Here is a 22,846-nt window from a genome sequence, read left to right on the forward strand (position 1 = left end):
TCCCCATTCATCGCTGGAATCGTGCCGGTGCCATCCGTGGTCCTGCGCGTGCATCAGTCCCATGGGAGGATTATTCATGCTTAAGACCATTACCAAGGCGGCGCTCGCTTCGAGCCTGCTAATCGCGCTTGGCGGCGCTGCTTCCGCCGAGGGCCTCGTCGAGATGGAAAAGAATCCGTCCAACTGGGTCATGCCGACGGGCAACTACGCCAATCACCGCTACTCCGAACTCGACAAGATCAACAAGGACAACGTCGGCAAGCTCGTTCCCGCATGGTCGTTCTCGACCGGCGTTCTGCGCGGCCACGAGGGCAATCCCCTGGTGATCGGCGACACGATGTACGTGCACACGCCGTTCCCGAACATCGTCTATGCCCTGGATCTGGCGAACGATGCCACGATCAAGTGGAAATACGAGCCCAAGCAGGACCCGAACGTCATTCCGGTCATGTGCTGCGACACCGTCAATCGCGGCGTTGCCTACGCTCCGGCCGAGGGCGACCGTCCGGCGATGGTCATTCTCGATCAGGCCGACACGACCCTGGTGGCGCTCAACGCCGAGACCGGTGAAGTCGTCTGGTCGGTGAAGAACGGCGACGCCTCCAAGGGCGAGACCGGCACGATGGCGCCGATGGTCGCCAAGGACAAGGTTCTCGTCGGCATCTCCGGCGGTGAGTTCGGCGTCCGCGGCCGCATGACGGCCTACAATCTCGCCGACGGCAAGGAGGCCTGGAAGGCCTACTCGACCGGTCCGGACGAGGAGATGCTCGTCAGCCCGGAAAACACCATGGTCCTGGGCAAGCCGGTCGGCGCGGATTCGTCGCTGAAGAGCTGGGAAGGCGATCAGTGGCAGATCGGCGGCGGCACGACCTGGGGCTGGGTGTCCTATGATCCCGACCTGAACATGGTCTATTACGGCACCGGCAACCCCTCGACCTGGAACCCGGCGCAGCGCCCTGGCGACAACAAGTGGTCGATGACGATCAATGCCCGCGATCTCGACACCGGCGAGGCCAAGTGGCTCTATCAGATGACCCCCCACGACGAGTGGGACTATGACGGCGTCAACGAGATGATTCTCGCCGACGTCACCGTCGACGGCCAGGACCACAAGGCCCTCGTCCACTTCGATCGCAACGGCTTCGCCTACACCATGGACCGTGAGAGCGGCGAACTGCTCGTCGCCAAGAAATACGATCCGGCGGTGAACTGGGCGACCGAGGTCGTCATGGACAAGAGCTCCGACCAGTACGGCCGGCCGCAGGTCGTCGACCAGTACTCGACCGAGCACAACGGCGAAGACGTCAACACCACCGGCGTATGCCCGGCGGCGCTCGGTACCAAGGATCAGCAGCCGGCGGCCTATTCGCCGGAGACCAAGCTGTTCTACGTGCCGACCAACCACGTCTGCATGGACTACGAGCCGTTCCGGGTCGCCTACACCGCCGGCCAGCCTTATGTCGGCGCCACGCTGTCGATGTATCCGGCTCCGAACAGCCATGGCGGCATGGGCAACTTCATCGCCTGGGACGCCGGCAAGGGTGAGATCGTCTGGTCGCTGCCCGAGCAGTTCTCGGTGTGGTCGGGCGCTCTCGCCACCAAGGGCGGCATCGTCTTCTACGGCACGCTCGAAGGCTATCTGAAGGCGGTCGATGCCAAGACCGGCGAGGAACTCTACAAGTACAAGACCCCGTCGGGCATCATCGGCAACGTGATGACCTACGAGCAGGACGGCAAGCAGATGGTCGGCATCCTGTCGGGCATCGGCGGCTGGGCCGGCATCGGCCTTGCGGCGGGCCTCACCGATCCGAATGCCGGTCTCGGCGCGGTCGGCGGCTATGCCTCGCTGTCGAAATACACCGCGCTCGGCGGTCAGCTGACGGTCTTCACCGTCCCTGACCAGACCGCGGCGAAGTAACAGCCACGACGGCAGACTGAAGAGACGAGCCCCGCGATCTGTCGCGGGGCTCGTTCATTGAAGAGGTCCGGAAACTGGGACATCTTCCCGATTTCAGAAGCCCTGCAGGTCTCGCTGCGTGCCGCGTTCGTTCTTGGAATCGACGCAAGGATCGCGCAGCGGCGAGCCTGCTCGGAAAATCCGGTGGCAGCCCGTGGAAGCCGGCGATTGCTGCAGCAAAATCGACCGGTCGGTCGGACGAAGTCAGCAAGCCAGGACGCCAGGCAGGCCCAGAAGACGATGCGCGTGTCGCGCCAGTATGTTGAGGAAATGCATGACGACCAAGATGACTGCACTCGCCGGCGCCCTGGTGCTTTCGGTTTCCGGTCTTGCCTTTGCGCAGAATTCCGGCACCACCATCGTGCCCCAGGGCCAGACCACAGGCGGGGCGGCCGCCGCGGCGGCGACCTCCGGCGGCGGGTCGGCGGCACAGGAGCCGGCCGCAGCGTCGGGTGGAGCGGCCGCGACGGGCGGCGCGGGCGCAGCCACCGCAACGTCGGGCGGCAGCGACAGCCAGGCGGCCAGCGGCGGCAACGCGGCACCGGCGGCCGGTGAGGGGGCAGAGGCGGCTGCCGGCAAGGAGCCTGCCAGCACCCCCGTTTCGGGCGACGCCCAGATGGCCGATGCGGCGCACATGAAGCCGGACGCCCATCCGTCCAAGGACACCGCGACGGAAGGCAACGAGGCGACCGAAGGCGATCTCGGCAAATACACCGACCCCAGCGGCAACCCGACCTATCTCGTCGACGCCGACGGCAAGGTCGACTGGTACACCTGGCGCGGCTACAAGAAGTACATGGCGAACTGCATGCAGTGCCACGGCCCGGATGGTCTCGGCTCGTCCTTCGCGCCCAACCTGACCGACCAGCTTCAACAGCTGAGCTACTACGACTTCGCCGGCATCGTCGTCAGCGGCCAGCAGAACAAGTGGAGCACCAGCGGCAATTCGATCATGCCCGCCTGGGGCGAAGATCCGAACGTCATGTGCTCGATGGACGCGATTTACATCTATCTGCGTGCCCGCGCCGATGGCGTCGTCGGCCGCGGCGAGCCGAAGCGGATCGGCAACAACAAGGCTGCGCAGGACGAGGAATACAGCTGCCTGGGATTCTGATCATGACGCTAAGCACCAGCCTGAAGACGATCCTCTCCGGCTTCGCCGTCCTCGCCGCGCTTTCCAGCGCGGCGCTGGCGCAGGTCGACCGCGAATTCGGCGGCGAGATCGAACTCGTCGATCCGGATGTGTTGCGGGTCTGCGCCGACCCCAGCAACATGCCGTTCTCCAATGAGGCCGGCGAGGGGTTCGAACAGGCCGTCGCCGAGTTTCTCGCCAAGAAGCTCGGCCGCAGCGAGGTGACCTACAGCTATTTTCCGCAGGCCACCGGCTTCGTGAGAATGACGCTCGGGTCCAATCTCTGCGACGTCATCATGAGCTATCCGCAAGGTGACGAACTCGTCCAGAACACCAACGCCTGGTATCGCACCGCCTATTCTCTGGTCTATCCGAAGGGCGGCGATCTCGATGGCGTGACGGTTCTCGAGGATCCGAAACTGAAGGGCAAGCGGATCGGCGTCGTCGCCGGGACGCCGCCGGCCACCTACATCGCCAAGGCCGGCCTGATGGGCAAGGCCAAGCCCTATCAGCTGATGGTCGACACGCGGGTGGAGAATTCCGCCAAGTCGATGATCGACGATCTGGCCGCGGGCGACATCGACGCCGCCGTCCTGTGGGGACCTCTGGCCGGCTACTACGCCAGGGAAGCCGACCAGGAATTCGCGGTCGTGCCCCTCACCCACGAGGGCAAGGGACCGGCCATGGCCTTCCGGATCACCATGGGGGTCCGCCCCGCCGACCAGGAGTGGAAACGGACGCTCAACCGGGTCATTGCGGCGAACCAGAGCGAGATCAACGACATTCTCCTGTCCTACGGCGTCCCTTTGCTCGACGAGCAGGACCGGCCGATCGCGCCGTCCGGCAAGGTCGCCACCCCCGCGGCGCCGGCCGGGAACGGGGCGGATGCCCCGGGCTCGAAGGGCTGACATGGCCCGCCGGCGCAGAGTCTGGAGGGCCGGCGCCGGGGCTGCCGCGGCGATGCTGGTGGTAGCAAGCCTCGCGACGGCTGGCCCGGCGCCCGCCGTTGCCGCCGAGACCCCGGCCGAAAACCGGCCTGTCGTGCCGGAGCCCGAGGGCTACCGCATGGGGGACTATCGCACCTCCGTGCCGGAGACGCTGACGGGCGGGACGGTGGTCCAGACGCAGGAGGCCATCCGTCTTCACCAACAGGGCGTTCCGTTCGTCGACGTCCTGCCACGTCCGCCGCGGCCGAAAAACCTACCGAAGGAGACGATCTGGCGGCCGGAACCGCGTCGGGACATTCCGGGTTCAATCTGGCTGGTCGACACCGGCTATGGCGAACTCGCCCCGGTGATGGAGCGCTACCTCATGGACGGGATCGCCCGCGTGACGAAGGGCGACAAGACGGCCCCTGTTCTTTTCTACTGCAAGCGGGACTGCTGGATGAGCTACAACGCCGCCAAGCGGGCGCTCGCGGCGGGATACACCTCCGTATACTGGTATCCCGACGGCACCGAAGGCTGGGAAGAGGCCGGCCGGCCGCTGGAGAAGCGCGAGCCGGAGCCGCGCCCGGACGAATGAGCGAGCCTTGCGGGTGCCGAGGCCGTGATTTGCTTGGGGTGGCGCAATCCGTAACCTCCTGCCGGACGCAATGCGAAGGAGGCCCGAAATGCAGAACCGAACGACGGCACGAATGCGAAGTGCCTGTGCGGGGGCGATCGTGGCACTTGCCCTCGCCACGTTCCATGCCGAGGCGGGTGAACCCGTGACGGTCTATGCCTCGCCCGATTGCGGCTGCTGCGCCGCCTGGGCACGCCACGTCGAGGACGCCGGTTTCGACGTCACGGTCGAGCATCTCGCCATGGCCGAGCTTCAGGGCAAGAAGCGGACTGCCGGCATCCCGCCGCACCAGGCATCCTGCCACACCGCGCTGGTCGGCGGCTACGCGATCGAGGGCCACGTGCCCGCCGCCGAGATCGCCAAGCTGCTCGACGAGCGGCCCCAAGCTGTCGGCCTTACGGTTCCGGGCATGCCGGCCGACGCTCCCGGCATGGGGACGGGCCGCGAGCCCTACGACGTGCTTCTCCTCAGGCCGGACGGCTCGACCGAGATATTCGCCAGCTATCCGAAGTGACGCGGCCGCCGGCGACGCGCGGCGTCGTCCGGTGCGCTCAGCCGCCCCAGACCATCATGCGGATCGGCATCCACAGGCCCATGCCGATCATCACCAGGTTTTCGGTCAGGGAGACGAAGCCGAGCGGCACGTTCGACCCGCCGCCGACGCAGGCGCATTTCAGCTCCCGCTTCTGGACATAGACGGCGTAGAATACCGAAACGGCACCGATCGTCCCGATGACCAGCGCGATGGGGGCCGACAGCCAGGTCAGTGCCCCGGCAATCATCAAAAGCCCGGCCAGCGTCTCGGCGAAGGGGTAGATCTTGCCGTAGCGCACCCACCGCTTGGCGAGGAGGTCGTAGTTCAGGAACATGGTCGAGAAGCTCTCCACGTCCTGGAGCTTCTGGATGCCGAGCAAGGTCATCGAAATCGCGAAGAACCACTCGATCGCCCGCAGGGTGAAGATCGTGTCGTAGACAGCCCAACTGATCGCGAGCCCCATCAGGAAGGCGACGGAGAAGATTGCGATCACTGGCTGGTACGTGGTGTCGTCCGCAGACTTGACCGCCTTGCCGAAGTGCTCGCGCAGCTCGGTATAACCGCCGACGCGCTCGCCGACGATGAAGGTCTGCGGCGTCGTCTCGACGTCGTGCTCCGCCTTGAAGGCGTCGGTCTCCTCGCGGCTGGTCAGCCAGTGATCCTCGACCGCGTAACCCTGACGCTCCAGGAGGTCCTTGGACTTCAGCCCGAAGGGGCAGACATGTTCCTCCATGACCATCCGGTAGAGGACGGCGCGCTTCTTCGAGTCCGGCGAAAGGGAGGTTGTGTTCATTGGCTCTTTCCGTCGTGGCTGGGGCACGCTGAGGGCGCGTTGCCCGATGGGGTGCGACGGAAATGGGGGTTCCAGTGGCTGGAAGGTCAAGGGAACTGCCACGATGCGGCGGGCCTCGTCCCCGACGGAGTGAAAGCCGACCGGCGCCTTACGGCGTCGCGGGGATACATGGTGAGACGAAGAGATGGCCCTTCCATGCGCCGGCCAGAGTCCTGGCCCCGACGACGGTCCACATGACCGTCAGGGCCATCGTCAGGAGGGTTCCGACGACGCCGAAGAAGGCCATGTCGAATGTCGTCGCGAGCTTGAAGGTCGCGGCCGTGTAGACGCCGAGTGGGAAGGTATATCCCCACCAGCCGAGATTGAACGACACACCGGCGTGCCAGTATTGGACGGTGATCAGCGTCGCGAGGAGAAGCCACCACAGGCCGAACCCCCAGAGGGTCAGCCCGGCCACCGCGCCGATGCCTTCGGCCGTCGTGCCCATCGTGCCGAGACCATGGGCCGCCAGGATCTTCGGGGCGTCGGCGCCAAGCAGCAGCATGCCGAGCGCCCCGGTGCCGATCGGGCCGAGGGCCAGCCAGGACGAGGCTGCCATGCTCTCATGCGGCAGTTTGTGCAGGGCCATGCGCAGGATGAGGATGGCAAGAATCGTGAAGGCGACCGGCACCGAATAGGCCCACAGCACGTAGGACGTCAGCAGGACCACGAGTTGACCGGCCGGATCGGTGAGATGCGGCGCCAGCAAACCACCCGAAGCGCCCGCCACTTCCGCCGCGACGACCGGCAACAGCCACACCGCCGTCATCTGGTCGAGCCTGTGCTCGTGACGGGTGAACATGAAATAGGGGATGACGACGCCGCAGCCGAGCGCCATCGCGACGTCGATCCACCAGAGCGCATGGGCGATGGGAACGATGCCGTCGCCAAAGCGGGCGATGCCGAAGGCGAGGCAGCCGTTGATGATCGTCGCAAGGCCCATCGGGATGGTGCCGATGAACATCGACACCGTGTTGTGGCCGAAGATCCGCTTCGCCTCGTGGCCGAACATCGCCCAGCGCGCGGCATAGAGCGCGGTGAAGACGCCGTAGAGGCCGATGTTGAAGAACCACAGCGCTTCGCCGAGCGGCGCAAGAGCCGGGCCGGCAAGGGGAACTTGCGGCAGCATCAGCGCCAGTATGCCGGTTCCCATAGTCGCGGCGAACCAGTTCGGGGTGAATTGCCGGATCACCTGGCGGGGGTGGTCCAACTGCGTCAGGGGACGAAGAGCTGCAAGGAAAGAAGCGGGGCTGGCGTTCGCGTTCATGATGGATCCTGGCTCAGAAATCGCACGAAGGCGTCCGACGCGCGGGTGCCATGGCGTTCCTTGTGGCGGAGCGCAAAGAACGGCCGGGCTGGTAGCTCGAAAGGAAGGGCGTGGAGACGCCCGGCCGTGACGGACGACCTGACGACGAATTCCGACAGGACGGCGACGCCCGCATCGGCTTCGACTGCGCCGCGAACTGCTTCGTTTGAGGGCAGAGTCATGGCGATTTCGAAGCCTGCGGGCTCGAGCCCGAGCTGGCGGACGACGTCCTCGAAGGACGAGCGCGTGCCGGAGCCGCGTTCCCGGACGATCCAGCGAGCGGCTGCAAGCCATGGGACGTCCACGCTCTCGACGGCGCGGGCCGAGACCAGCATCAGTCGATCCTCGCCGACCCGCCAGTCGGCCAGCGCCGGCGCATCGACGACGCCCTCGACGAAGCCGAGTTCGGCCGTTCCCTCCACGACCTTGGCGGCGGCGCCTTCGGTATTGTCGATCAACAGCTGGATTTCGATCTCCGCAAAGCGTCGATGGAAAGCGGCAAGCCGGGTCGGCAGCCAGTAGCTGGCGATGGTCTGGCTGGCCACGAGGCGGAGCGTGCCGCGCCTGAGTTCGCCGAACTCCAAAAGCAGGCGCTCGGCGGCCTGCGCCCGAGCGAGGACCGCCTGGGCCTCCACGAGGAACAGCGCCCCTGCCTCGGTGAGTTCGATGCCCCTGCCGACGCGGTCGAACAGCGCCGTGCCATGCCGCGCCTCAAGGGAAGCCACGGCGTTGCTGGCGGCAGACTGGGTCACATGCGCCGCCTCGGCGCCGCGCGTAACGTGCTGGCGTTCGGCGACGGCGACGAAGATGCGAAGCTGCTCGAGGGTCATCGCGGCAGGGTAAGGGGCGGTAACCGTTCATTCCAATGAATTGTTCAGCTGATTCCAATCCGAAAAAGAGATTGGTTCTCCTGCCAGTCGATTTTTGACCAAACGATAAAAAATTTGACGTCCGACGAAAATGGAATCATTCTGCTTTTCGTCTGAACGAGCGCCGCCTGCGCGGGCCCTCCGAGGCAAGGACGGGGCTCGGACGGACCAGCCGGAAGGGGATGAACGCGATGACCGACCCCGCAAGACCCGATATCCAGTCAGGCCGCCTGCCGGCCGAGGCGCTCGCCAGGGGATTCTCCGATCTTCACCCGGCGCTCGAGCCGCATGAAGTCCTCGTCGAGGCCGACCGCTGCTATTTCTGTTACGACGCTCCGTGCATGCAGGCCTGCCCGACCTCGATCGACATTCCGCTGTTCATCCGCGAGATCCAGGCCGGCAATCCGATCGGTGCGGCGAAGACAATCCTGTCGGCGAACATCCTCGGCGGCATGTGCGCGCGGGTCTGTCCGACCGAGACGCTGTGCGAAGAAGTTTGCGTGCGCGAGGTGGCGGAGGGCAAGCCGGTACAGATCGGCCTCCTGCAGCGACACGCCACGGACCTGATGATGGAAACCGGCCACCATCCGTTCGAGCGCGCCGCGCCGACTGGACGGCGGATTGCGGTGGTGGGCGCCGGCCCGGCCGGCCTCTCCTGCGCCCATCGCCTCGCCATGCTCGGCCACGAGGTGACGATCTTCGAGGCGAGGCCAAAGCTGGGCGGGCTCAACGAATACGGCATCGCCGCCTACAAGGCGACGGAGGATTTCGCCCAGCGGGAGGTGGAGTTCCTGCTGAAGATCGGCGGGATCACCATCGAAACCGGCAAGGCGCTCGGCCGCGACATCCATCTGGCCGATCTGCGCCGCGACTACGACGCCGTCTTCCTCGGTCTCGGCCTTGCCGGCGTCAACGCGCTTGGGCTGGCCGAGGGCGAGGACCAGATCGGCACCCGTGACGCCGTCGCCTGGATCGCCGATCTGCGCCAGACGGCGGATCTCTCGGAACTTCCCGTCGGCCGGCGGGTGGTGGTCATCGGCGGCGGCATGACGGCGACCGACGCGGCGGTGCAAGCCAAGGCGCTCGGCGCCGAGGATGTGACCATCGCCTATCGCCGCGGCCGTGAGCAGATGAACGCAAGCCCTTACGAGCAGGAAGTGGCGGCCACGCGGGGCGTCCATCTGCGCTTCAACCTGCAGCCCAAGCGGATCTTCGCCGAGCACGGCCATGTGACCGGCATCGAGCTGGAGCGCACCCGCATCGAGGCAGGCAAGCTGGTGCTGACGGGCGAGACGGTTACGATCGAAGCCGACCAGGTGTTCAAGGCGATCGGTCAGAGTTTCGTCGCCGACGGCACCGACGGGGAGGGCGCGGGAATCGCCCTGGAGCGCGGCCGCATTCAGGTCGACGCCGCACGGCGGACGTCCCTCGACGGCGTCTGGGCCGGCGGCGACTGCATTGCCGAGGGCGAGGACCTCACCGTCGTCGCCGTCGAGGACGGCAAGATCGCGGCCATGGACATCCACTCGGCCCTGACTGCGGCGGAGAGGGTAGCTGCGGAGTGATGCCATGGGCGAGATGACGCGGGTCATGTCCTCCAAGCTTCAGGCGCTTGCACCAAAAGGGCCGAGGAAGCTCTGTCGAAATCTCCTGCGCCATTGGACCGAGATGCGTGTCGGGAGAGTGTTGGACCGGACACGCAATCGACCTGCAGGGACGCATCGCGCGAGCCTTTTCCTGAGGGCGGCGAAAAAGCCTCGCCGTCAAAGCAGATCGAGGAATTCCTCCGTCGTCAAACCCGACCTATCGAGTATGGCGCGCAATGTGCCGGTCGGCAGGTCGCGATTGCCATGGACGGGCTCACTGACCTTCGAACCCGGCCGCTCGGGATGCCGCAGGACATGGTGGCTGCCGCTCACCCGAAGAACCACGAATCCGCCCCGTTGCAGGGCCCGGACGATCGTCTTCCCGCTGAGCGCAGGCAGCGACGGCATATCGAGCCGCTTGGGAGACGGACACCTGTCGAACCAGTGGGACGACGTCCTCCGGGATCGGTTCTCCTTCGTCCCGTCTTACGTCGAGGCAGAGAGCGATGGCATCTTCTGCCATTCGCAACGCGTCTTCTTCCGTCTCGCCGTAACTGACGACTTCCGGCAGCGCCGGGACGAGGACCGTGAAGCCGCCTTGCGGCTGCGGCAAGAGATTGATCGTGTATCGCCGTTCCTCGGCCATGTCCTTCACCCGCCTCTGCCCCGGAGCGGAGCCCGCCCGAATTTCAATTCTGCCTTGAGATGAAGAGGACTATCGCCGATGGCCGACCTGACGACAAGCTTCCTCGGCATCTCCTCGCCGAACCCGTTCTGGCTCGCCTCGGCGCCGCCGACCGATAAGGAATACAACGTCCAGCGCGCCTTCGAGCAGGGCTGGGGTGGGGTGGTCTGGAAGACGCTGGGCGAGGATCCGCCCATCGTCAACGTCAACGGCCCGCGCTACGGGGCGATCTGGGGGCCGGACCGCCGGCTGCTCGCCCTCAACAACATCGAACTGATCACCGACCGGGCGCTGGACACCAATCTGGAAGAGATCGCCAGGGTCAAGCGCAACTGGCCGGACCGGGCGATGATCGTCTCGCTCATGGTCCCGTGCGAGGAGGCGCCCTGGCAGAAGATCCTGGCCTTGGTCGAACAGACCGGCGCCGACGGCGTCGAGTTGAATTTCGGCTGCCCGCACGGCATGAGCGAGCGCGGCATGGGCTCGGCAGTCGGCCAGGTGCCGGATTACATCGAAATGGTGGCCCGCTGGTGCAAGCAGCACTCGAAGCTGCCGGTCATCGTGAAGCTGACGCCCAACATCACCGATATCCGCTATCCGGCCCGGGCGGCAAAGAAGGGCGGGGCGGATGCCGTCTCGCTGATCAACACGGTCTCGTCGATCATGTCGATCGACCTCGACAATTTCGCCCCGACGCCGACGATCGACGGCAAGGGCTCCCATGGAGGGATGTGCGGTCCGGCGGTCAAACCCATGGCCCTCAACATGGTCGCCGAGATCGCCCGCGACCGCGAGACCGCCGGCATGCCGATCTCCGGCATCGGCGGTATCACCACCTGGCGGGACGCGGCGGAGTTCATCGCGCTCGGCTGCGGCAACGTCCAGGTCTGCACGGCGGCGATGACCTACGGCTTCAAGGTCGTCAAGGAGATGATCTCGGGCCTGTCCGACTGGATGGACGAAAAGGGCTTCGCCACGATCGAGGACTTCCGCGGCCGGGCCGCGCCGAACGTCACCGACTGGCAGTATCTCAACCTCAACTACGTCACCAAGGCGCGGATCGACCAGGACAAGTGCATCTCCTGCGGCCGCTGCCACATCGCCTGCGAGGACACCTCGCATCAGGCGATCACCAGCATGGTCGACGGCAGACGCCGTTTCGAGGTGATCGACGCGGAATGCGTCGGCTGCAATCTCTGCGTCAATGTCTGCCCGGTCGAGGACTGCATCACCATGGAGCAGATCGCCGGCACCGATCCGAGGACCGGCAAGCCCATCCCGGAAGAATACGACAACTGGACCCGGCACCCCAACAATCCGATGGCGGCCGAAAAGAAGCAGCATGCGCCGGCGCCGGTGACGATGCCGGATGCGGCCGAATAGCGGTCTGCGCCAGCTGCACGAGAGATCTCTTCGGCAAGCATTGCCTTCCGTAACGACTCTGGAAGCGGGGCCGCGAGCGGCGGGCCGCTTCCCGGCCGCAGGCCGCCGGCCGCATTGCCCATGTGCCTTCGTCACCTCGACAGCCGGTTGGCGGAACGCTGCGGCCAAGAGAGTTCTTTGCTTTGTCGCCGCCGAAAAAACATGCGGAGATCTCGCCGTAACGCCGAAGTAACTTTGCCGGGAGCATAGTGCGCCTCTGGCGAGGGCTCATGCTTCATCTGCCGGTGAGTGTTTCATGTTCAATGCCGAGAAAGACGCGTAATGTCGATCAAGGTGAGGCTCATCCTGGGCTTTCTCGTATTTGCCGGCCTGACGACCACCTTCGGACTGCTGTCCTATCGCGGTCAGCTCGATGCCGTCGAGAAACTGGCCTCCTTCATCGACGCGGGGGTCGAACCGCTGACGCAACTCCAGAAGAGCCTCGTCGACATGAACGAGGTTCGCAGCCGCATCGAAAGCCAGATTCAGGTGGAAGGCGAGGCTTCGAGACGCGTGGCGATCACCGGTCGCGGTCTCGAGGAGGTGCTGGCGGCAGTCGCCGACGTCCGTAAAACCGTCGGCATCGCTCTTCAGTCCGAAATCCCCGAGGAGGCCAAGGCCGATCTCCGCGGCCTCGTCTATTCGCTCGGGCTGATCGAGACCGGCTATGCTTCGGTTTCGAAGCCGACGGTGATGCGGGAATTGGAGAAGGTTACCCTTGGGCTGCAATCGTCCGTGCGGATCCTGCGCGCCGATCTCGATGCGCGGGGCGAGGCGGCCGACCAGTCGTTCGAGGGCGGAACGCTGCAGCAGGCACTCGGCCTCGGCGCCGTGCTCTTCGCCATGCTCGGGCTTCTCGTCTATCTGATCCGTTCGGTCTCCTCGCCGCTGCGGCGGCTCTCCGAGACCGCCCAGGCGCTGGTCGCCGGCGCGGACGACCTGACGATTCGGCCGACCGGCCCCGGTGAGATCCGCAGAGCCTTCTCGGCCCTCAAGGACATGCAGGATCGGTACCTGGTCCTGCAGTCGACCCTCGACGCCAAGACCGACATGCTTTCGACCCAGATCGAAGCCCAGCAGGGACAACTGCAGGCGGCGCTCGACAACATGACCCAGGCGCTCTGCATGCTCGACGGCCAAAGGCGGCTCCTGCTCTCCAACGGCGTCTTCAACGAGCGCTTCGGCGAGTTCGACATCCTGACGCCGGCCAAGAAGTTCTTCTCCGATCCGAACCTGACCGGTTCCTTGCGGGAGAACGAAAACGATTCCATGCAGATGACCATGCCTGACGGGACGATCCTCGAGGTGAAGCGCCGGGGCATGCCGGGCAAGGGGCTGTTGATCACCTTCGAGGACATCACCGAGCGCGAGCGGATCTCCAAGCGCCTCAAATATCTCGCCGGCCATGATCAGTTGACGGACCTTCCCAATCGGCGGCAGTTCGGAGAAGAGCTCGATCAACTCCTCAAGACGGCGCGCAAGCCGTTTGCGCTCGTCGTCGTCGACCTGCGCAATTTCAAGTCGATCAACGATACCTACGGCCACCCGCTCGGCGACGCGCTGCTCAAGGCGTGCGGCGATCGCCTGGCCGGCCTCGTCGATGCGAGGGCCAGCGTCGCGCGGCTCGGCGGCGACGAATTCGCCGTCATCGCGCCGCAGGCGAAGTCCGCCGCCGAGGCGAGTGCGCTCGGCGCCTCGATCGTCAAGGCCTTCGCGGAGCCGTTCGAAGTCGAGGGCCGGCGCATCTTCGCCTCGGTAAGCGTCGGCATCGTCGCCCATGATCCGAGCGTCACCGAGGCCGACGGCATCAATGCCGACATCATGCTGCAGAACTGCGACCTGGCGCTCTACAGGGCCAAGGAGGAGCGCTCCGACAGTGGCGCCTTCGAACTGTTCGAACCGGCGCTGCGGGCGAATCTGAAACAGCGCCGCGAAATGGAGCTGGATCTCAAGGCAGCGCTCGATGCCGAAGAATTCGAGCTCTACTACCAGCCCTTCGTCGATATGGCGGACAAGCGGGTCAGCGGCTTCGAGGCGCTGTTGCGCTGGCGTCATCCGGAGAAGGGCATGATCTCTCCGAGCGTCTTCATCCCGCTGGCGGAAGAGGCCGGGTTGATCGAAAGGTTGGGGGTCTGGTGCCTGGAGACGGCCTGCGCCGAGGCGGCGACCTGGCCGGAATCGATGACGATCTCGGTCAATCTCTCGCCCATGCAGTTCAAGAGCGCGACGCTCCTGTCCGACATCGACCGGGCGTTGAACAACTCGGGTCTGGCAGCAGAACGGCTGCAGATCGAGGTCACCGAGTCGCTGTTCCTCGACGAGAGCGACCGCGTCCTCGACATCCTGAAGGAGATGCGCCGGCGCGGCCTGACGGTCTCGATGGACGATTTCGGCACCGGCTATTCGTCGCTCGGCTATCTCAGCCGCTTCTCCTTCAACAAGATCAAGATCGACCAGTCCTTCGTCCGGGACATGGGACGGGCCGAGAATATTGCCATCGTCCGTTCGGTGATCGGCCTGTCGAAATCTCTGAACATGCAGGTGATCGCCGAGGGCATCGAGACCGAGGATCAGATGCGCGCGCTTTTGGCCGAAGGGTGCCGCGAGATGCAGGGCTACTTCTTCTCGACGCCGCAGCCAAAGGAAGAATTGCCGCGGGTCATCGCCGACATCACCAATCGCTGGACCCGGGACCTCGGCGTCGCGGCCGAAAAGACCCTGGCGGCATGAGCGGGGGCCGAGCGGCCCCGAGATTCCCTGCTCCGGCAACGGGACGAACTTCGCGTTCGGGGACGCCGGCGGCGAAGGCCGTCGGGGTTGGACGGTGGCTTACATGCGCGGGCGGATGCCGTTGAGGACGATGGAAAGCACCGCCTGGGCGGTCTGCTCGCGAAAGCCGGGCTTGTCGACCTGTGAACCGAGCACCGCCCGGATCTGAACGTCGAAATCGGCATAGTGCTGGGTCGCCGCCCAGATCATGAAGATGAGGTGGACCGGATCGACCGGCGCGAGGCGGCTCTCCGAAACCCAGCGTCGGATGACGCCGGCCTTTTCGTGGACGAGCTCGCGCAGCCGGGTCTCGAGAAAGTCGCCGATCACCGGCGCCCCGGCCAGGACCTCGTTGGCGAAGAGCCGCGAGGCCGCCGGCCGTTTCGCCGACATGTCGAGCTTCAGGGTGATGTAGCGGCGCAGCTCCTCGATCGGATCGCCGGCCGGATCGATGGCGGCCAGCGGCGCCAGCCAGTCGGCCAGTGTGTGCTCCAGCACGGCGCGGTAGATGTCCTGCTTGCGCCGGAAATAATACAGGAGGTTCGGCTTCGACATCTCCGCCTTCGCGGCGATCTGATCGACGGTCGAGCCGCGGAAACCGTGAATCGCGAAGACTTCCAGCGCCGCCTCCAGAATGATCTCGCGGTTGACCGCCTGGATCCGCGTCGGCTGGCGATGATTCGCAAAGATGCCCCCACGATCTTCGACTTTCGCTTCCAAATCTGATCCCTCTTTCGCCCCGCCGGCATCCTTGCGAGCCTCCGGCGATTGCGCTTGACCGGTTCCGGGGGAGCTTCTAGCCTCCGATTTTACCAAATAGTCAAGAATCCGGCTGCAAGCGCAAGCCCGCCCGGATCGATGAAGGCAGCAATCGATGAACGAGCAGACGCGGATTGCCCCCAACAATCTCGAGGCCTTCTGGATGCCGTTCTCGGCCAACCGGCAGTTCAAGCAGGCACCGCGCATGTTCGTCGCGGCGAAGGACATGCACTATACGACGAGCGACGGCCGGCAGGTGCTGGACGGGACGGCTGGCCTCTGGTGCGTCAATGCGGGCCATTGCCGCCCGAAGATCACCGAGGCGATCCAGCGCCAGGCGGCCGAGCTCGACTACGCCCCGGCCTTCCAGATGGGCCATCCGAAGGCGTTCGAACTTGCCTCGCGGCTGGCGACGATCGCGCCGGAGGGCCTCGACCACGTCTTCTTCACCAATTCCGGCTCCGAATCCGTCGAGACCGCGCTGAAGATCGCGCTGGCCTATCATCGGGCCAAGGGCGACGGGGCACGGTTCCGGCTGATCGGCCGCGAGCGCGGCTATCACGGCGTCAATTTCGGCGGCATCTCGGTCGGCGGCATCGTCGGCAACCGCAAGATGTTCGGCACGCTGCTCACCGGCGTCGACCACATGCGCCACACCCACGACCCGGAGCGCAATCCCTATTCCAAAGGCGAGACCGAACACGGCGTCGATCTTGCCGAAGATCTCGTGCGCATCGCCACGCTGCACGATCCCTCGACGATCGCCGCGGTCATCGTTGAGCCGGTCGCCGGCTCGACCGGCGTGCTGCCGCCGCCGAAGGGCTATCTGAAGCGTCTTCGCGAGATCTGCGACCAGCACGGTATTCTCCTGATCTTCGACGAGGTGATCACCGGCTACGGCCGCATGGGCACGGCCTTTGCGGCCGACTATTTCGGTGTGACGCCGGACATCATGATCACCGCCAAGGGCCTGACCAACGGCGTCATCCCGATGGGCGCGGTGTTCGCCTCGGGGAAGATCCACGACGCCTTCATGTCTGGGCCGGAGCATCTGATCGAATTCGCCCACGGCTACACCTATTCCGGCAACCCGATCGCAGCCGCCGCCGGCCTCGCGACGATGGAGACCTATCTGGAAGAAGGCCTGTTCGAGCGGGCCAAGGCCCTGGAGCCGGTCTGGGCCGACGCCATCCATTCGCTGAAGGGCACCCGCCACGTCATCGACATCCGCACCATCGGCCTCATCGGCGCGATCGAGCTGGAGCCGATGAAGGGCGAGCCGACCAAGCGGGCATTTGCGGCTTTCGTGAAGGCCTTCGAGGAGGGCCTGCTGATCCGCACGACGGGCGACATCATCGCTTTGTCGCCGCCGCTGATGGTGAGCGAGGACCAGATCGGCGAGGTCGTCGAGACGTTGAGGAGGATTCTCCAAACGCTTGAGTGAGTGTCTGCGTGCCCGGTGAGGATGCAGTCGAGGATGTCGGATCTGGATCCGGCGAGCATTGACGAAAAAGGCGCTGCCCCCAAAACTTCGTCATTCTCGGGCCCCGTCCCGAGAATCTAGGGGCCGTTGCCGCAGCACCGGCGGCTTCGGCCTTCTGCAACTGAAGCGAACGGTGCCCGACGATCCCTGGATTCTCGGGACGGGGCCCGAGAATGACGACGCGGAGAGGTTCTGCGCCCGCTCCTGAGCTGTCACGGCGAGCGGTAGGCTCAATGCCATGAAAGACCGCTGCGCCGCCGTCTCGTGCAGCCCCTTCCGAAAAGGACACCCCCATGAGCCAACTCTCCAACCTCCAGATCAACGGCGACCGGCTCTGGGACGCGATCATGGAGATGGCGAAGATCGGTCCGGGCGTCGCGGGCGGCAACAACCGTCAGACCCTCACCGACGAGGACGGCGAGGGGCGGAGGCTCTTCCAGTCCTGGGCGGAGGCGGCGGGCATGACCATGGGCGTCGATACCATGGGCAACATGTTCTTTACCCGCGAGGGGACCGATCCCGAAGCCCTGCCGGTCTATGTCGGCAGCCATCTCGACACCCAGCCGACCGGCGGCAAGTATGACGGCGTCCTCGGCGTTCTCGGCGCGCTGGAGATCGTCCGGACGCTGAACGATCTGAACATCAAGACCAAGCATCCGATCGTCGTCGCCAACTGGACGAACGAGGAGGGGACGCGCTTTGCCCCCGCCATGCTCGCCTCCGGCGTCTTTGCCGGCATCCACGAGGAGAACTGGGCCAAGGCGCGGGTCGACGCGAAGGGCAAGTCGTTCGGCGACGAATTGAAGCGCATCGGCTGGGAGGGCGAGGAGAAGGTCGGCGAGCGCAAGATGCACGCCTTCTTCGAGCTGCACATCGAGCAGGGGCCGATCCTGGAAGACGAGGGCATCGACATCGGAGTCGTCACCCACGGCCAGGGGCTCTACTGGCTGGAGGTGACGCTCACCGGCAAGGAGAGCCACACCGGCTCGACCCCAATGTACAAGCGCCGCAATGCCGGGCTCGGCATGGCGCGGGTGATCGAGCTCGTCCACGAGACGGCGATGGACTATCAGCCCAATGCGGTCGGCACGGTCGGCCACATGGACGTCCATCCGAACTCCCGCAACATCATCCCCGGCAAATGCGTCTTCACCATCGACATCCGCTCGCCGTCGCTGGAAACGCTGGAGGAGATGCGCGAGCGGATCGAGGACGGGATCGACACGATCTGCGAGGCGCTCGACATCGACGTGTCCGTCGATGAGGTCGGCCATTTCGACCCGGTCACCTTCGACGCGGGATGCGTGAAGGCCGTCCGCGATGCCGCCGAGCGCCTTGGCCTTTCACACACCAACATCGTCTCCGGCGCCGGCCACGACGCCTGCTGGATCAACCGCGTCGCCCCGACGGCGATGGTCATGTGCCCCTGCGTCGACGGCCTGTCGCACAACGAGGCCGAGGAGATCACCAGGGAGTGGGCGCGGAACGGCGCCAATGTGCTGATGCATGCGGTGGTGGAGACGGCGGGGGTGGTGGAGTAGGATCGGGGCGTTCAGGAGACAGGAGGTTCGCCATGGATGATCCGCGCAGTCAAAATTCGCGATCCGACGATGTGGGGAATATCTCGACGGTGGCGGCATGGCGCGCAGCCAAAGCCGATCCGAACTATCGACAGGAAGCCGATCGCCAGGCTCGCAGCGCCGCGCATGCCGATGTCGAAGATCGCGTCATGGAATGGTGCGAGGGAATCGCTGCCGAAGCATGGGACGACCTGTGAGCTTTCGGCGCGGCGACTTCGTGACCGCGACTTTCCCCGGCGACATCAAGAAGCCCCGGCCTGGCCTGATCCTGCAGGCAGATGAATATATCGCAGGCCATCACACGCTGCTCGTCTGCCCGCTGACCACCTATCGTTCTGAGGCTCGTTTGTTTCGCCCGGTCTTCTTCCCGTCGCCGCAAAACGGGCTCGAGCACCGATCCGAGGCGATGATCGATAAGCTGAGCCCTGTTCGTAACGACGGCATTCGCCAGCGTATCGGGACCGCGACGCACGAAGAACTTTTGACGATCGAGCTTGCACTCATCACCATCACAGGGCTCGATCGCTATCTTGTCTTTGACGAGCCGACCGAGAAGGAAATCCAGCCATGACCACAGTCATCAAGGGCGGCACCATCGTCACCGCCGATCTCACCTACAAAGCCGACATTCTGATCGACGGCGAGACCATCGCCGCAATCGGCCCGGACCTGTCCGGCGACGAGGTGATCGACGCCTCCGGCGCCTATGTCATGCCGGGGGGCATCGACCCGCACACCCATATGGAAATGCCCTTCATGGGCACCCATTCGGCCGACGACTTCGACACCGGCACGGCGGCGGCGCTGTCCGGCGGCACGACGATGACGGTGGATTTCTGCCTGCCGGCGCCGGACCAGGGGCCGATGGAGGCCCTGCAGGTCTGGTTCCAGAAGGCCGGGCCGGCGCGCACCGACTATTCCTTCCACATGGGCGTCACCTGGTGGGGCCAGAAATTCTTCGACGAGATGCCGCAGGTGGTGGATGCCGGCATCAACACCTTCAAGCATTTCATGGCCTATAAGGGCGCTCTGATGGTGAACGACGACGAGATGTTCGCCTCCTTCACCCGCTGCGCCGAGATCGGCGCGATGCCGCTGGTCCATGCCGAGAACGGCGACGTCGTTGCCTTCCTGCAGCAGAAACTGATGGCGGAAGGCAATAACGGGCCGGAGGCGCACGCCTTCTCCCGGCCGCCTGAGGTCGAGGGCGAGGCGGTGAACCGGGCGATCATGATCGCCGATCAGGCCGGTGTGCCGCTCTATGTCGTCCACACGTCGTGTGAACAGGCCCATGAGGCGATCCGCCGGGCGAGGGCGAAGGGCATGCGGGTCTATGGCGAGCCGCTGATCCAGCATCTCGTCCTCGACGACGACGAATACCGCCATCCCGACTGGGACCATGCGGCGCGCCGGGTGATGTCGCCGCCCTTCCGGGACAGGAGCCACCAGGATTCGCTCTGGGCGGGCCTTGCCTCGGGCTCGCTGCAGGTCGTCGCGACGGACCACTGCGCCTTCACCACCGAGCAGAAGCGCATGGGGCTCGGCGACTTCACCAAGATCCCCAACGGCACCGGCGGGCTGGAGGACCGGCTGTCGGTGCTCTGGACCAAGGGCGTCGTGACCGGCCGGCTGACGATGAACGAGTTCGTCGCCGTCACCTCGACCAACATCGCCAAGATCCTCAACGTCTATCCGAAGAAGGGCGCGATCCTCGTCGGCGCCGATGCCGATCTCGTCGTCTTCGACCCGAAGGCGACCAAGACCATCTCGGCGAAGACCCAGAAATCGGCGATCGACTACAACGTCTTCGAGGGTGTGGAGGTGACCGGCCTCGCCGTGATGACCTTCTCGCGCGGGCGCCTCGCCTACAAGGAGGGTGACGTCAGGGCCGAAAAGGGCGACGGCCGCTTCGTCGAACGGCCGGCGAATGCACCCGTGAACAAGGCACTGTCGACGTGGAAGGAGCTCACGGCGCCTCGGAAGGTGGAGCGGACGGGCATTCCGATGAGTGGGGTGTGATCTGGACGGCAACGTTGGAACGCTCGCCGTTCCCCTCCCCCTTGTGGGGAGGGGCAGGGGTGGGGGTACACTGGCGGCTTGGGAGAAGCTGGATCATGCCGACGCGCATCGAGCGCAGATCCGTCGAGAGGGCGCGCCAGCTGCGCGCAAGACGATGACGGACGGCGAGACGCGCCTCTGGCATGAGTTGAAGACGTTTCGGCGGCACTTTGGCATCCATTTCCGCAAACAGGCGCCGATCGGACCTTATATCGCGGACTTCGCCGCTCATGCCGAGCGTCTTGTGATCGAAGTCGACGGCGAGTTTCATCAACGGCCGGATCGTCTGGCGCGGGATGCTGTTCGGGATGCGTGGCTGAACCGACAGGGTTACAGGGTCCTTCGTTTCAGCACCGGAGACATCAGCGACGCCTTCGACGGATGCATCGAGGAGATCATGGGCGTTCTGGGACTGAAGCGGTGAGAACCAGCGCCCTGACCCCCACCCCTACCCCTCCCCACAAGGGGGAGGGGCGGGCATGGCAGTGAGCCCTCGGCCTTGATCTGATCGCCCGGCGACGGGCAGCATGCGGGCGCAACGAATCGAAGGGAACGTGCGTCAGATGACCGAAAAAGTCGCCATCGTCACCGCCGGCGGCTCCGGCATGGGCGCCGGCGCTGCGCGAAAGCTCGCGGAGAAGGGCTTTCGCGTCGCGATCCTGTCCTCTTCCGGCAAGGGCGAGGCATTGGCGAAAGAACTCGGCGGCATCGGCGTCACCGGCTCCAACCAGTCGCATGACGACGTCCGCCGGCTGGTCGAGACCGTCCGCGATCGCTGGGGCCGGATCGACGTCTTGGTGAACAGCGCCGGCCACGGGCCCCGCGCGCCGATCCTCGAGATTTCCGACGAGGACTGGCATCGCGGGATGGAGGTTTATTTCCTCTCGGCGGTGCGACCGGCGCGGCTCGTCGCGCCGATCATGGCGGCAAACGGCGGCGGGTCGATCATCAACATCTCGACCTTCGCGGCCTTCGAGCCGAGCGAAGTGTTTCCGACCTCGGCCGTTTTCCGGGCCGGCCTTGCCTCGTTCACGAAACTGTTCTCCGATCAGTATGCGGCGAAGAACGTCAGGATGAACAACGTCCTGCCCGGCTTCATCGACAGCCTGCCGGAGAAGGAGGCCTTCCGCGAGAAGATCCCGATGGGCCGCTACGGCCATGTCGAGGAGATCGCCGAAACCATCGCCTTCCTCGCCTCCGACGGGGCGGCCTATATTACCGGCCAGAACATCCGGGTGGACGGCGGCATCACGCGGTCGGTGTAAGCTGCGTCCACCTTAGACGCTCTGGGCCCGCACGGCCCTTTACCCTCATGGTGAGCCTGTCGAACCACGAGGGTAAGGGGCTCCAGGCCGCGCCAGGCGCCCCTCGCCCTTAGACAGGCTCAGGATGAGGGGCTACTGGGGAGGTCGCGGTCCAACCTGTCGAAACAGGGCATGGCCATCGCCGCCAAAGCCGCTATAGCTTGGCCGCACATAATCTCTCAAAGGATGCAAGGCATGAATTCGGCGGCGATCCTGTGGCTGGCCGGCGCGGTGCCGGTGTTTCTCGCCGCGGCCTCGGCGACGCGGTCCTACGTATCCAACGGGCTGCCGTGGGTGCTCGTCGGGTCGTTGACGCTCTACTGCGTCGGCAATCTGATGATGGTGAAGCTGATGCGCGAAAGCGGTCTCGGCGTCGCCATCTCGGCCTCATCGGTCGCCCAGCTGATCCTCATCAACGTCATCGCCTTCGCCGTCTTTCAGGAGCGGCCGCCGGTCACCCAGCTGATCGGCATGGGGCTCGGGCTGATCGGCTTCGTGCTGATGCTCTGGCCGCAGGCCAAGGGGTGAGGGCGCCCGCCGGGAGCGGCTTGGGGCCGGGACCAGGACGTCCTCGGCGCCCAGGCTATTGCCTTCAGACAACTCGTCTAGCCTCGTCCAGAGTGGCATGCAGCGCGACATCGGCGTGAAAGAACGGTCGCAAAGCTTGAGGCCTCGTCATCCCGGGCTTGACCCGGGATGACGAGGCGGTGATGCTTCCATCCGTTCTGCGGCATCGGTGCGGCGCGCGAGCAACCGACCGTGGCGCCCGGTGAGGAGATTCGTGAATTTTAGACAAGCAGCCCGGGAGATTGACTCCTGGTGGGCGTGTATCAAGCTCGCACGGTGCTCGAGCGTGATCCTAGTGGCGGCGGTCGAAGAGTCGTCCGTGAAGAAAGCTCGTCAAGCGGCGTCGGCGGTTTGACGGGTGCCGAATAGGCTGATGATCGCGATCTGGATGAAGGCGACAAAAAGCTCCAGCCAAGCGAGGATGCGGCGGAAGTTGTAG

Annotated in this window: 21 protein-coding genes and 1 pseudogene; 16 read left to right on the forward strand and 6 right to left on the reverse strand. The window is 65.3% G+C overall.

Features of this window, described 5'->3' with window-relative positions; genetic code table 11:
- The first annotated feature begins 76 nt into the window (after nt 1-76).
- From GTK09_RS21005 to GTK09_RS21025, 5 genes are all read left to right on the forward strand, one after another.
- Nucleotides 77-1,918 (forward strand): methanol/ethanol family PQQ-dependent dehydrogenase, encoded by a 1,842-nt coding sequence (locus GTK09_RS21005; protein WP_163465350.1) that lies wholly within the window; start codon nt 77-79, stop codon nt 1,916-1,918.
- A 313-nt stretch (nt 1,919-2,231) separates the two neighbouring features.
- The gene (locus tag GTK09_RS27600; RefSeq protein WP_246218040.1) at nt 2,232-3,071 is read left to right on the forward strand and encodes a c-type cytochrome; all 840 of its coding nucleotides are present in this window, start codon (nt 2,232-2,234) and stop codon (nt 3,069-3,071) included.
- A gap of 2 nt (nt 3,072-3,073) precedes the next feature.
- On the forward strand, nt 3,074-3,997 hold the full coding sequence (locus tag GTK09_RS21015; protein WP_163465351.1) for a substrate-binding domain-containing protein: 924 nt from the start codon (nt 3,074-3,076) through the stop codon (nt 3,995-3,997).
- 1 nt (nt 3,998) lies between these two features.
- The gene (locus tag GTK09_RS21020) at nt 3,999-4,613 is read left to right on the forward strand and encodes a PQQ-dependent catabolism-associated CXXCW motif protein (protein WP_203561142.1); all 615 of its coding nucleotides are present in this window, start codon (nt 3,999-4,001) and stop codon (nt 4,611-4,613) included.
- A gap of 88 nt (nt 4,614-4,701) precedes the next feature.
- The gene (locus GTK09_RS21025; protein ID WP_163465352.1) at nt 4,702-5,166 is read left to right on the forward strand and encodes a DUF411 domain-containing protein; all 465 of its coding nucleotides are present in this window, start codon (nt 4,702-4,704) and stop codon (nt 5,164-5,166) included.
- Nucleotides 5,167-5,203: 37 nt separating this feature from the next.
- Here GTK09_RS21025 and GTK09_RS21030 read toward each other — a convergent pair whose 3' ends face one another.
- The 3 genes from GTK09_RS21030 to GTK09_RS21040 form a co-directional block, all read right to left on the reverse strand.
- Entirely contained in the window at nt 5,204-5,980 is a 777-nt protein-coding gene (locus GTK09_RS21030; protein ID WP_163465353.1) for a glutaredoxin family protein, read from the reverse strand.
- Nucleotides 5,981-6,128: 148 nt separating this feature from the next.
- Nucleotides 6,129-7,286 (reverse strand): TDT family transporter, encoded by a 1,158-nt coding sequence (locus tag GTK09_RS21035; protein ID WP_163465354.1) that lies wholly within the window; start codon nt 7,284-7,286, stop codon nt 6,129-6,131.
- Complete coding sequence (locus tag GTK09_RS21040; RefSeq protein WP_163465355.1) at nt 7,283-8,155, reverse strand: LysR substrate-binding domain-containing protein; 873 nt, start codon at nt 8,153-8,155, stop codon at nt 7,283-7,285. Before GTK09_RS21040 ends, GTK09_RS21035 begins: the two co-directional genes overlap by 4 nt.
- A 230-nt stretch (nt 8,156-8,385) precedes the next feature.
- Between GTK09_RS21040 and GTK09_RS21045 the strand changes: the two genes are divergently transcribed.
- Nucleotides 8,386-9,759 carry an NAD(P)-dependent oxidoreductase gene (locus GTK09_RS21045; RefSeq protein WP_163465356.1) on the forward strand — a complete coding sequence of 458 codons (1,374 nt, stop codon included), beginning with the start codon at nt 8,386-8,388 and terminating at the stop codon, nt 9,757-9,759.
- Between the two features lie 198 nt (nt 9,760-9,957).
- Here the strand turns inward: GTK09_RS21045 and GTK09_RS21050 are convergent, their stop codons facing one another.
- Both GTK09_RS21050 and GTK09_RS27875 read right to left on the reverse strand, forming a co-directional pair.
- Nucleotides 9,958-10,188, reverse strand: coding sequence for a type II toxin-antitoxin system HicA family toxin (locus GTK09_RS21050; protein ID WP_163465357.1), 231 nt, complete (start codon nt 10,186-10,188; stop codon nt 9,958-9,960).
- 58 nt (nt 10,189-10,246) lie between these two features.
- A pseudogene (locus GTK09_RS27875) lies at nt 10,247-10,426 on the reverse strand (type II toxin-antitoxin system HicB family antitoxin); the annotation flags it as partial.
- A gap of 78 nt (nt 10,427-10,504) precedes the next feature.
- Between GTK09_RS27875 and preA the strand changes: the two are divergent.
- Both preA and GTK09_RS21065 read left to right on the forward strand, forming a co-directional pair.
- Nucleotides 10,505-11,848: an NAD-dependent dihydropyrimidine dehydrogenase subunit PreA gene (gene preA, locus GTK09_RS21060; protein WP_163465358.1), complete on the forward strand. Its 1,344-nt coding sequence runs from the start codon at nt 10,505-10,507 to the stop codon at nt 11,846-11,848.
- Between the two features lie 321 nt (nt 11,849-12,169).
- Nucleotides 12,170-14,617 (forward strand): EAL domain-containing protein, encoded by a 2,448-nt coding sequence (locus GTK09_RS21065; RefSeq protein WP_163465359.1) that lies wholly within the window; start codon nt 12,170-12,172, stop codon nt 14,615-14,617.
- 99 nt (nt 14,618-14,716) lie between these two features.
- Here GTK09_RS21065 and GTK09_RS21070 read toward each other — a convergent pair whose 3' ends face one another.
- Entirely contained in the window at nt 14,717-15,376 is a 660-nt protein-coding gene (locus tag GTK09_RS21070; protein ID WP_163465360.1) for a TetR family transcriptional regulator C-terminal domain-containing protein, read from the reverse strand.
- A gap of 154 nt (nt 15,377-15,530) precedes the next feature.
- On the opposite strand from GTK09_RS21070, the gene aptA reads away from it, so the two are divergent.
- From aptA to GTK09_RS21110, 8 genes are all read left to right on the forward strand, one after another.
- The gene (gene aptA, locus GTK09_RS21075) at nt 15,531-16,859 is read left to right on the forward strand and encodes an omega-aminotransferase AptA (RefSeq protein WP_163465361.1); all 1,329 of its coding nucleotides are present in this window, start codon (nt 15,531-15,533) and stop codon (nt 16,857-16,859) included.
- A gap of 332 nt (nt 16,860-17,191) precedes the next feature.
- Nucleotides 17,192-18,439, forward strand: a complete 1,248-nt coding sequence (locus tag GTK09_RS21080) for a Zn-dependent hydrolase (RefSeq protein WP_163465362.1) — start codon at nt 17,192-17,194, stop codon at nt 18,437-18,439.
- 32 nt (nt 18,440-18,471) lie between these two features.
- Complete coding sequence (locus GTK09_RS21085; RefSeq protein ID WP_163465363.1) at nt 18,472-18,675, forward strand: hypothetical protein; 204 nt, start codon at nt 18,472-18,474, stop codon at nt 18,673-18,675.
- Nucleotides 18,660-19,049 (forward strand): type II toxin-antitoxin system PemK/MazF family toxin, encoded by a 390-nt coding sequence (locus GTK09_RS21090; protein ID WP_163465364.1) that lies wholly within the window; start codon nt 18,660-18,662, stop codon nt 19,047-19,049. The genes GTK09_RS21085 and GTK09_RS21090 overlap by 16 nt, the downstream gene beginning before the upstream one ends.
- Nucleotides 19,046-20,497: a dihydropyrimidinase gene (gene hydA / locus GTK09_RS21095; RefSeq protein WP_163465365.1), complete on the forward strand. Its 1,452-nt coding sequence runs from the start codon at nt 19,046-19,048 to the stop codon at nt 20,495-20,497. Before GTK09_RS21090 ends, hydA begins: the two co-directional genes overlap by 4 nt.
- A 154-nt stretch (nt 20,498-20,651) precedes the next feature.
- Entirely contained in the window at nt 20,652-20,960 is a 309-nt protein-coding gene (locus tag GTK09_RS21100) for an endonuclease domain-containing protein (protein ID WP_163465366.1), read from the forward strand.
- 139 nt (nt 20,961-21,099) lie between these two features.
- A complete protein-coding gene (locus GTK09_RS21105; protein WP_163465367.1) occupies nt 21,100-21,801 on the forward strand; it encodes an SDR family oxidoreductase in 702 nt (233 codons plus the stop codon).
- 234 nt (nt 21,802-22,035) lie between these two features.
- The gene (locus GTK09_RS21110; protein WP_163465368.1) at nt 22,036-22,368 is read left to right on the forward strand and encodes a hypothetical protein; all 333 of its coding nucleotides are present in this window, start codon (nt 22,036-22,038) and stop codon (nt 22,366-22,368) included.
- Nucleotides 22,369-22,846 lie beyond the last annotated feature (478 nt).

Source organism: Jiella pacifica (assembly GCF_010500815.1).
Classification (GTDB): Bacteria; Pseudomonadota; Alphaproteobacteria; order Rhizobiales; family Rhizobiaceae; genus Jiella; species Jiella pacifica.

Bases quoted from the DNA above. Each gene is read 5' to 3' on its own strand.
- GTK09_RS21035 (WP_163465354.1), bottom strand. From the start codon at position 7,286: ATGAACGCGAACGCCAGCCCCGCTTCTTTCCTTGCAGCTCTTCGTCCC.
- GTK09_RS21085 (WP_163465363.1), top strand. From the start codon at position 18,472: ATGGATGATCCGCGCAGTCAAAATTCGCGATCCGACGATGTGGGGAAT.
- preA (WP_163465358.1), top strand. From the start codon at position 10,505: ATGGCCGACCTGACGACAAGCTTCCTCGGCATCTCCTCGCCGAACCCG.
- GTK09_RS21040 (WP_163465355.1), bottom strand. From the start codon at position 8,155: ATGACCCTCGAGCAGCTTCGCATCTTCGTCGCCGTCGCCGAACGCCAG.
- GTK09_RS21100 (WP_163465366.1), top strand. From the start codon at position 20,652: ATGACGGACGGCGAGACGCGCCTCTGGCATGAGTTGAAGACGTTTCGG.
- GTK09_RS21080 (WP_163465362.1), top strand. From the start codon at position 17,192: ATGAGCCAACTCTCCAACCTCCAGATCAACGGCGACCGGCTCTGGGAC.
- GTK09_RS21020 (WP_203561142.1), top strand. From the start codon at position 3,999: ATGGCCCGCCGGCGCAGAGTCTGGAGGGCCGGCGCCGGGGCTGCCGCG.
- GTK09_RS21050 (WP_163465357.1), bottom strand. From the start codon at position 10,188: ATGCCGTCGCTGCCTGCGCTCAGCGGGAAGACGATCGTCCGGGCCCTG.
- GTK09_RS21005 (WP_163465350.1), top strand. From the start codon at position 77: ATGCTTAAGACCATTACCAAGGCGGCGCTCGCTTCGAGCCTGCTAATC.
- GTK09_RS27600 (WP_246218040.1), top strand. From the start codon at position 2,232: ATGACGACCAAGATGACTGCACTCGCCGGCGCCCTGGTGCTTTCGGTT.
- aptA (WP_163465361.1), top strand. From the start codon at position 15,531: ATGAACGAGCAGACGCGGATTGCCCCCAACAATCTCGAGGCCTTCTGG.
- GTK09_RS21045 (WP_163465356.1), top strand. From the start codon at position 8,386: ATGACCGACCCCGCAAGACCCGATATCCAGTCAGGCCGCCTGCCGGCC.
- GTK09_RS21015 (WP_163465351.1), top strand. From the start codon at position 3,074: ATGACGCTAAGCACCAGCCTGAAGACGATCCTCTCCGGCTTCGCCGTC.
- hydA (WP_163465365.1), top strand. From the start codon at position 19,046: ATGACCACAGTCATCAAGGGCGGCACCATCGTCACCGCCGATCTCACC.
- GTK09_RS21065 (WP_163465359.1), top strand. From the start codon at position 12,170: ATGTCGATCAAGGTGAGGCTCATCCTGGGCTTTCTCGTATTTGCCGGC.
- GTK09_RS21105 (WP_163465367.1), top strand. From the start codon at position 21,100: ATGACCGAAAAAGTCGCCATCGTCACCGCCGGCGGCTCCGGCATGGGC.
- GTK09_RS21090 (WP_163465364.1), top strand. From the start codon at position 18,660: ATGGGACGACCTGTGAGCTTTCGGCGCGGCGACTTCGTGACCGCGACT.
- GTK09_RS21110 (WP_163465368.1), top strand. From the start codon at position 22,036: ATGAATTCGGCGGCGATCCTGTGGCTGGCCGGCGCGGTGCCGGTGTTT.
- GTK09_RS21030 (WP_163465353.1), bottom strand. From the start codon at position 5,980: ATGAACACAACCTCCCTTTCGCCGGACTCGAAGAAGCGCGCCGTCCTC.
- GTK09_RS21025 (WP_163465352.1), top strand. From the start codon at position 4,702: ATGCAGAACCGAACGACGGCACGAATGCGAAGTGCCTGTGCGGGGGCG.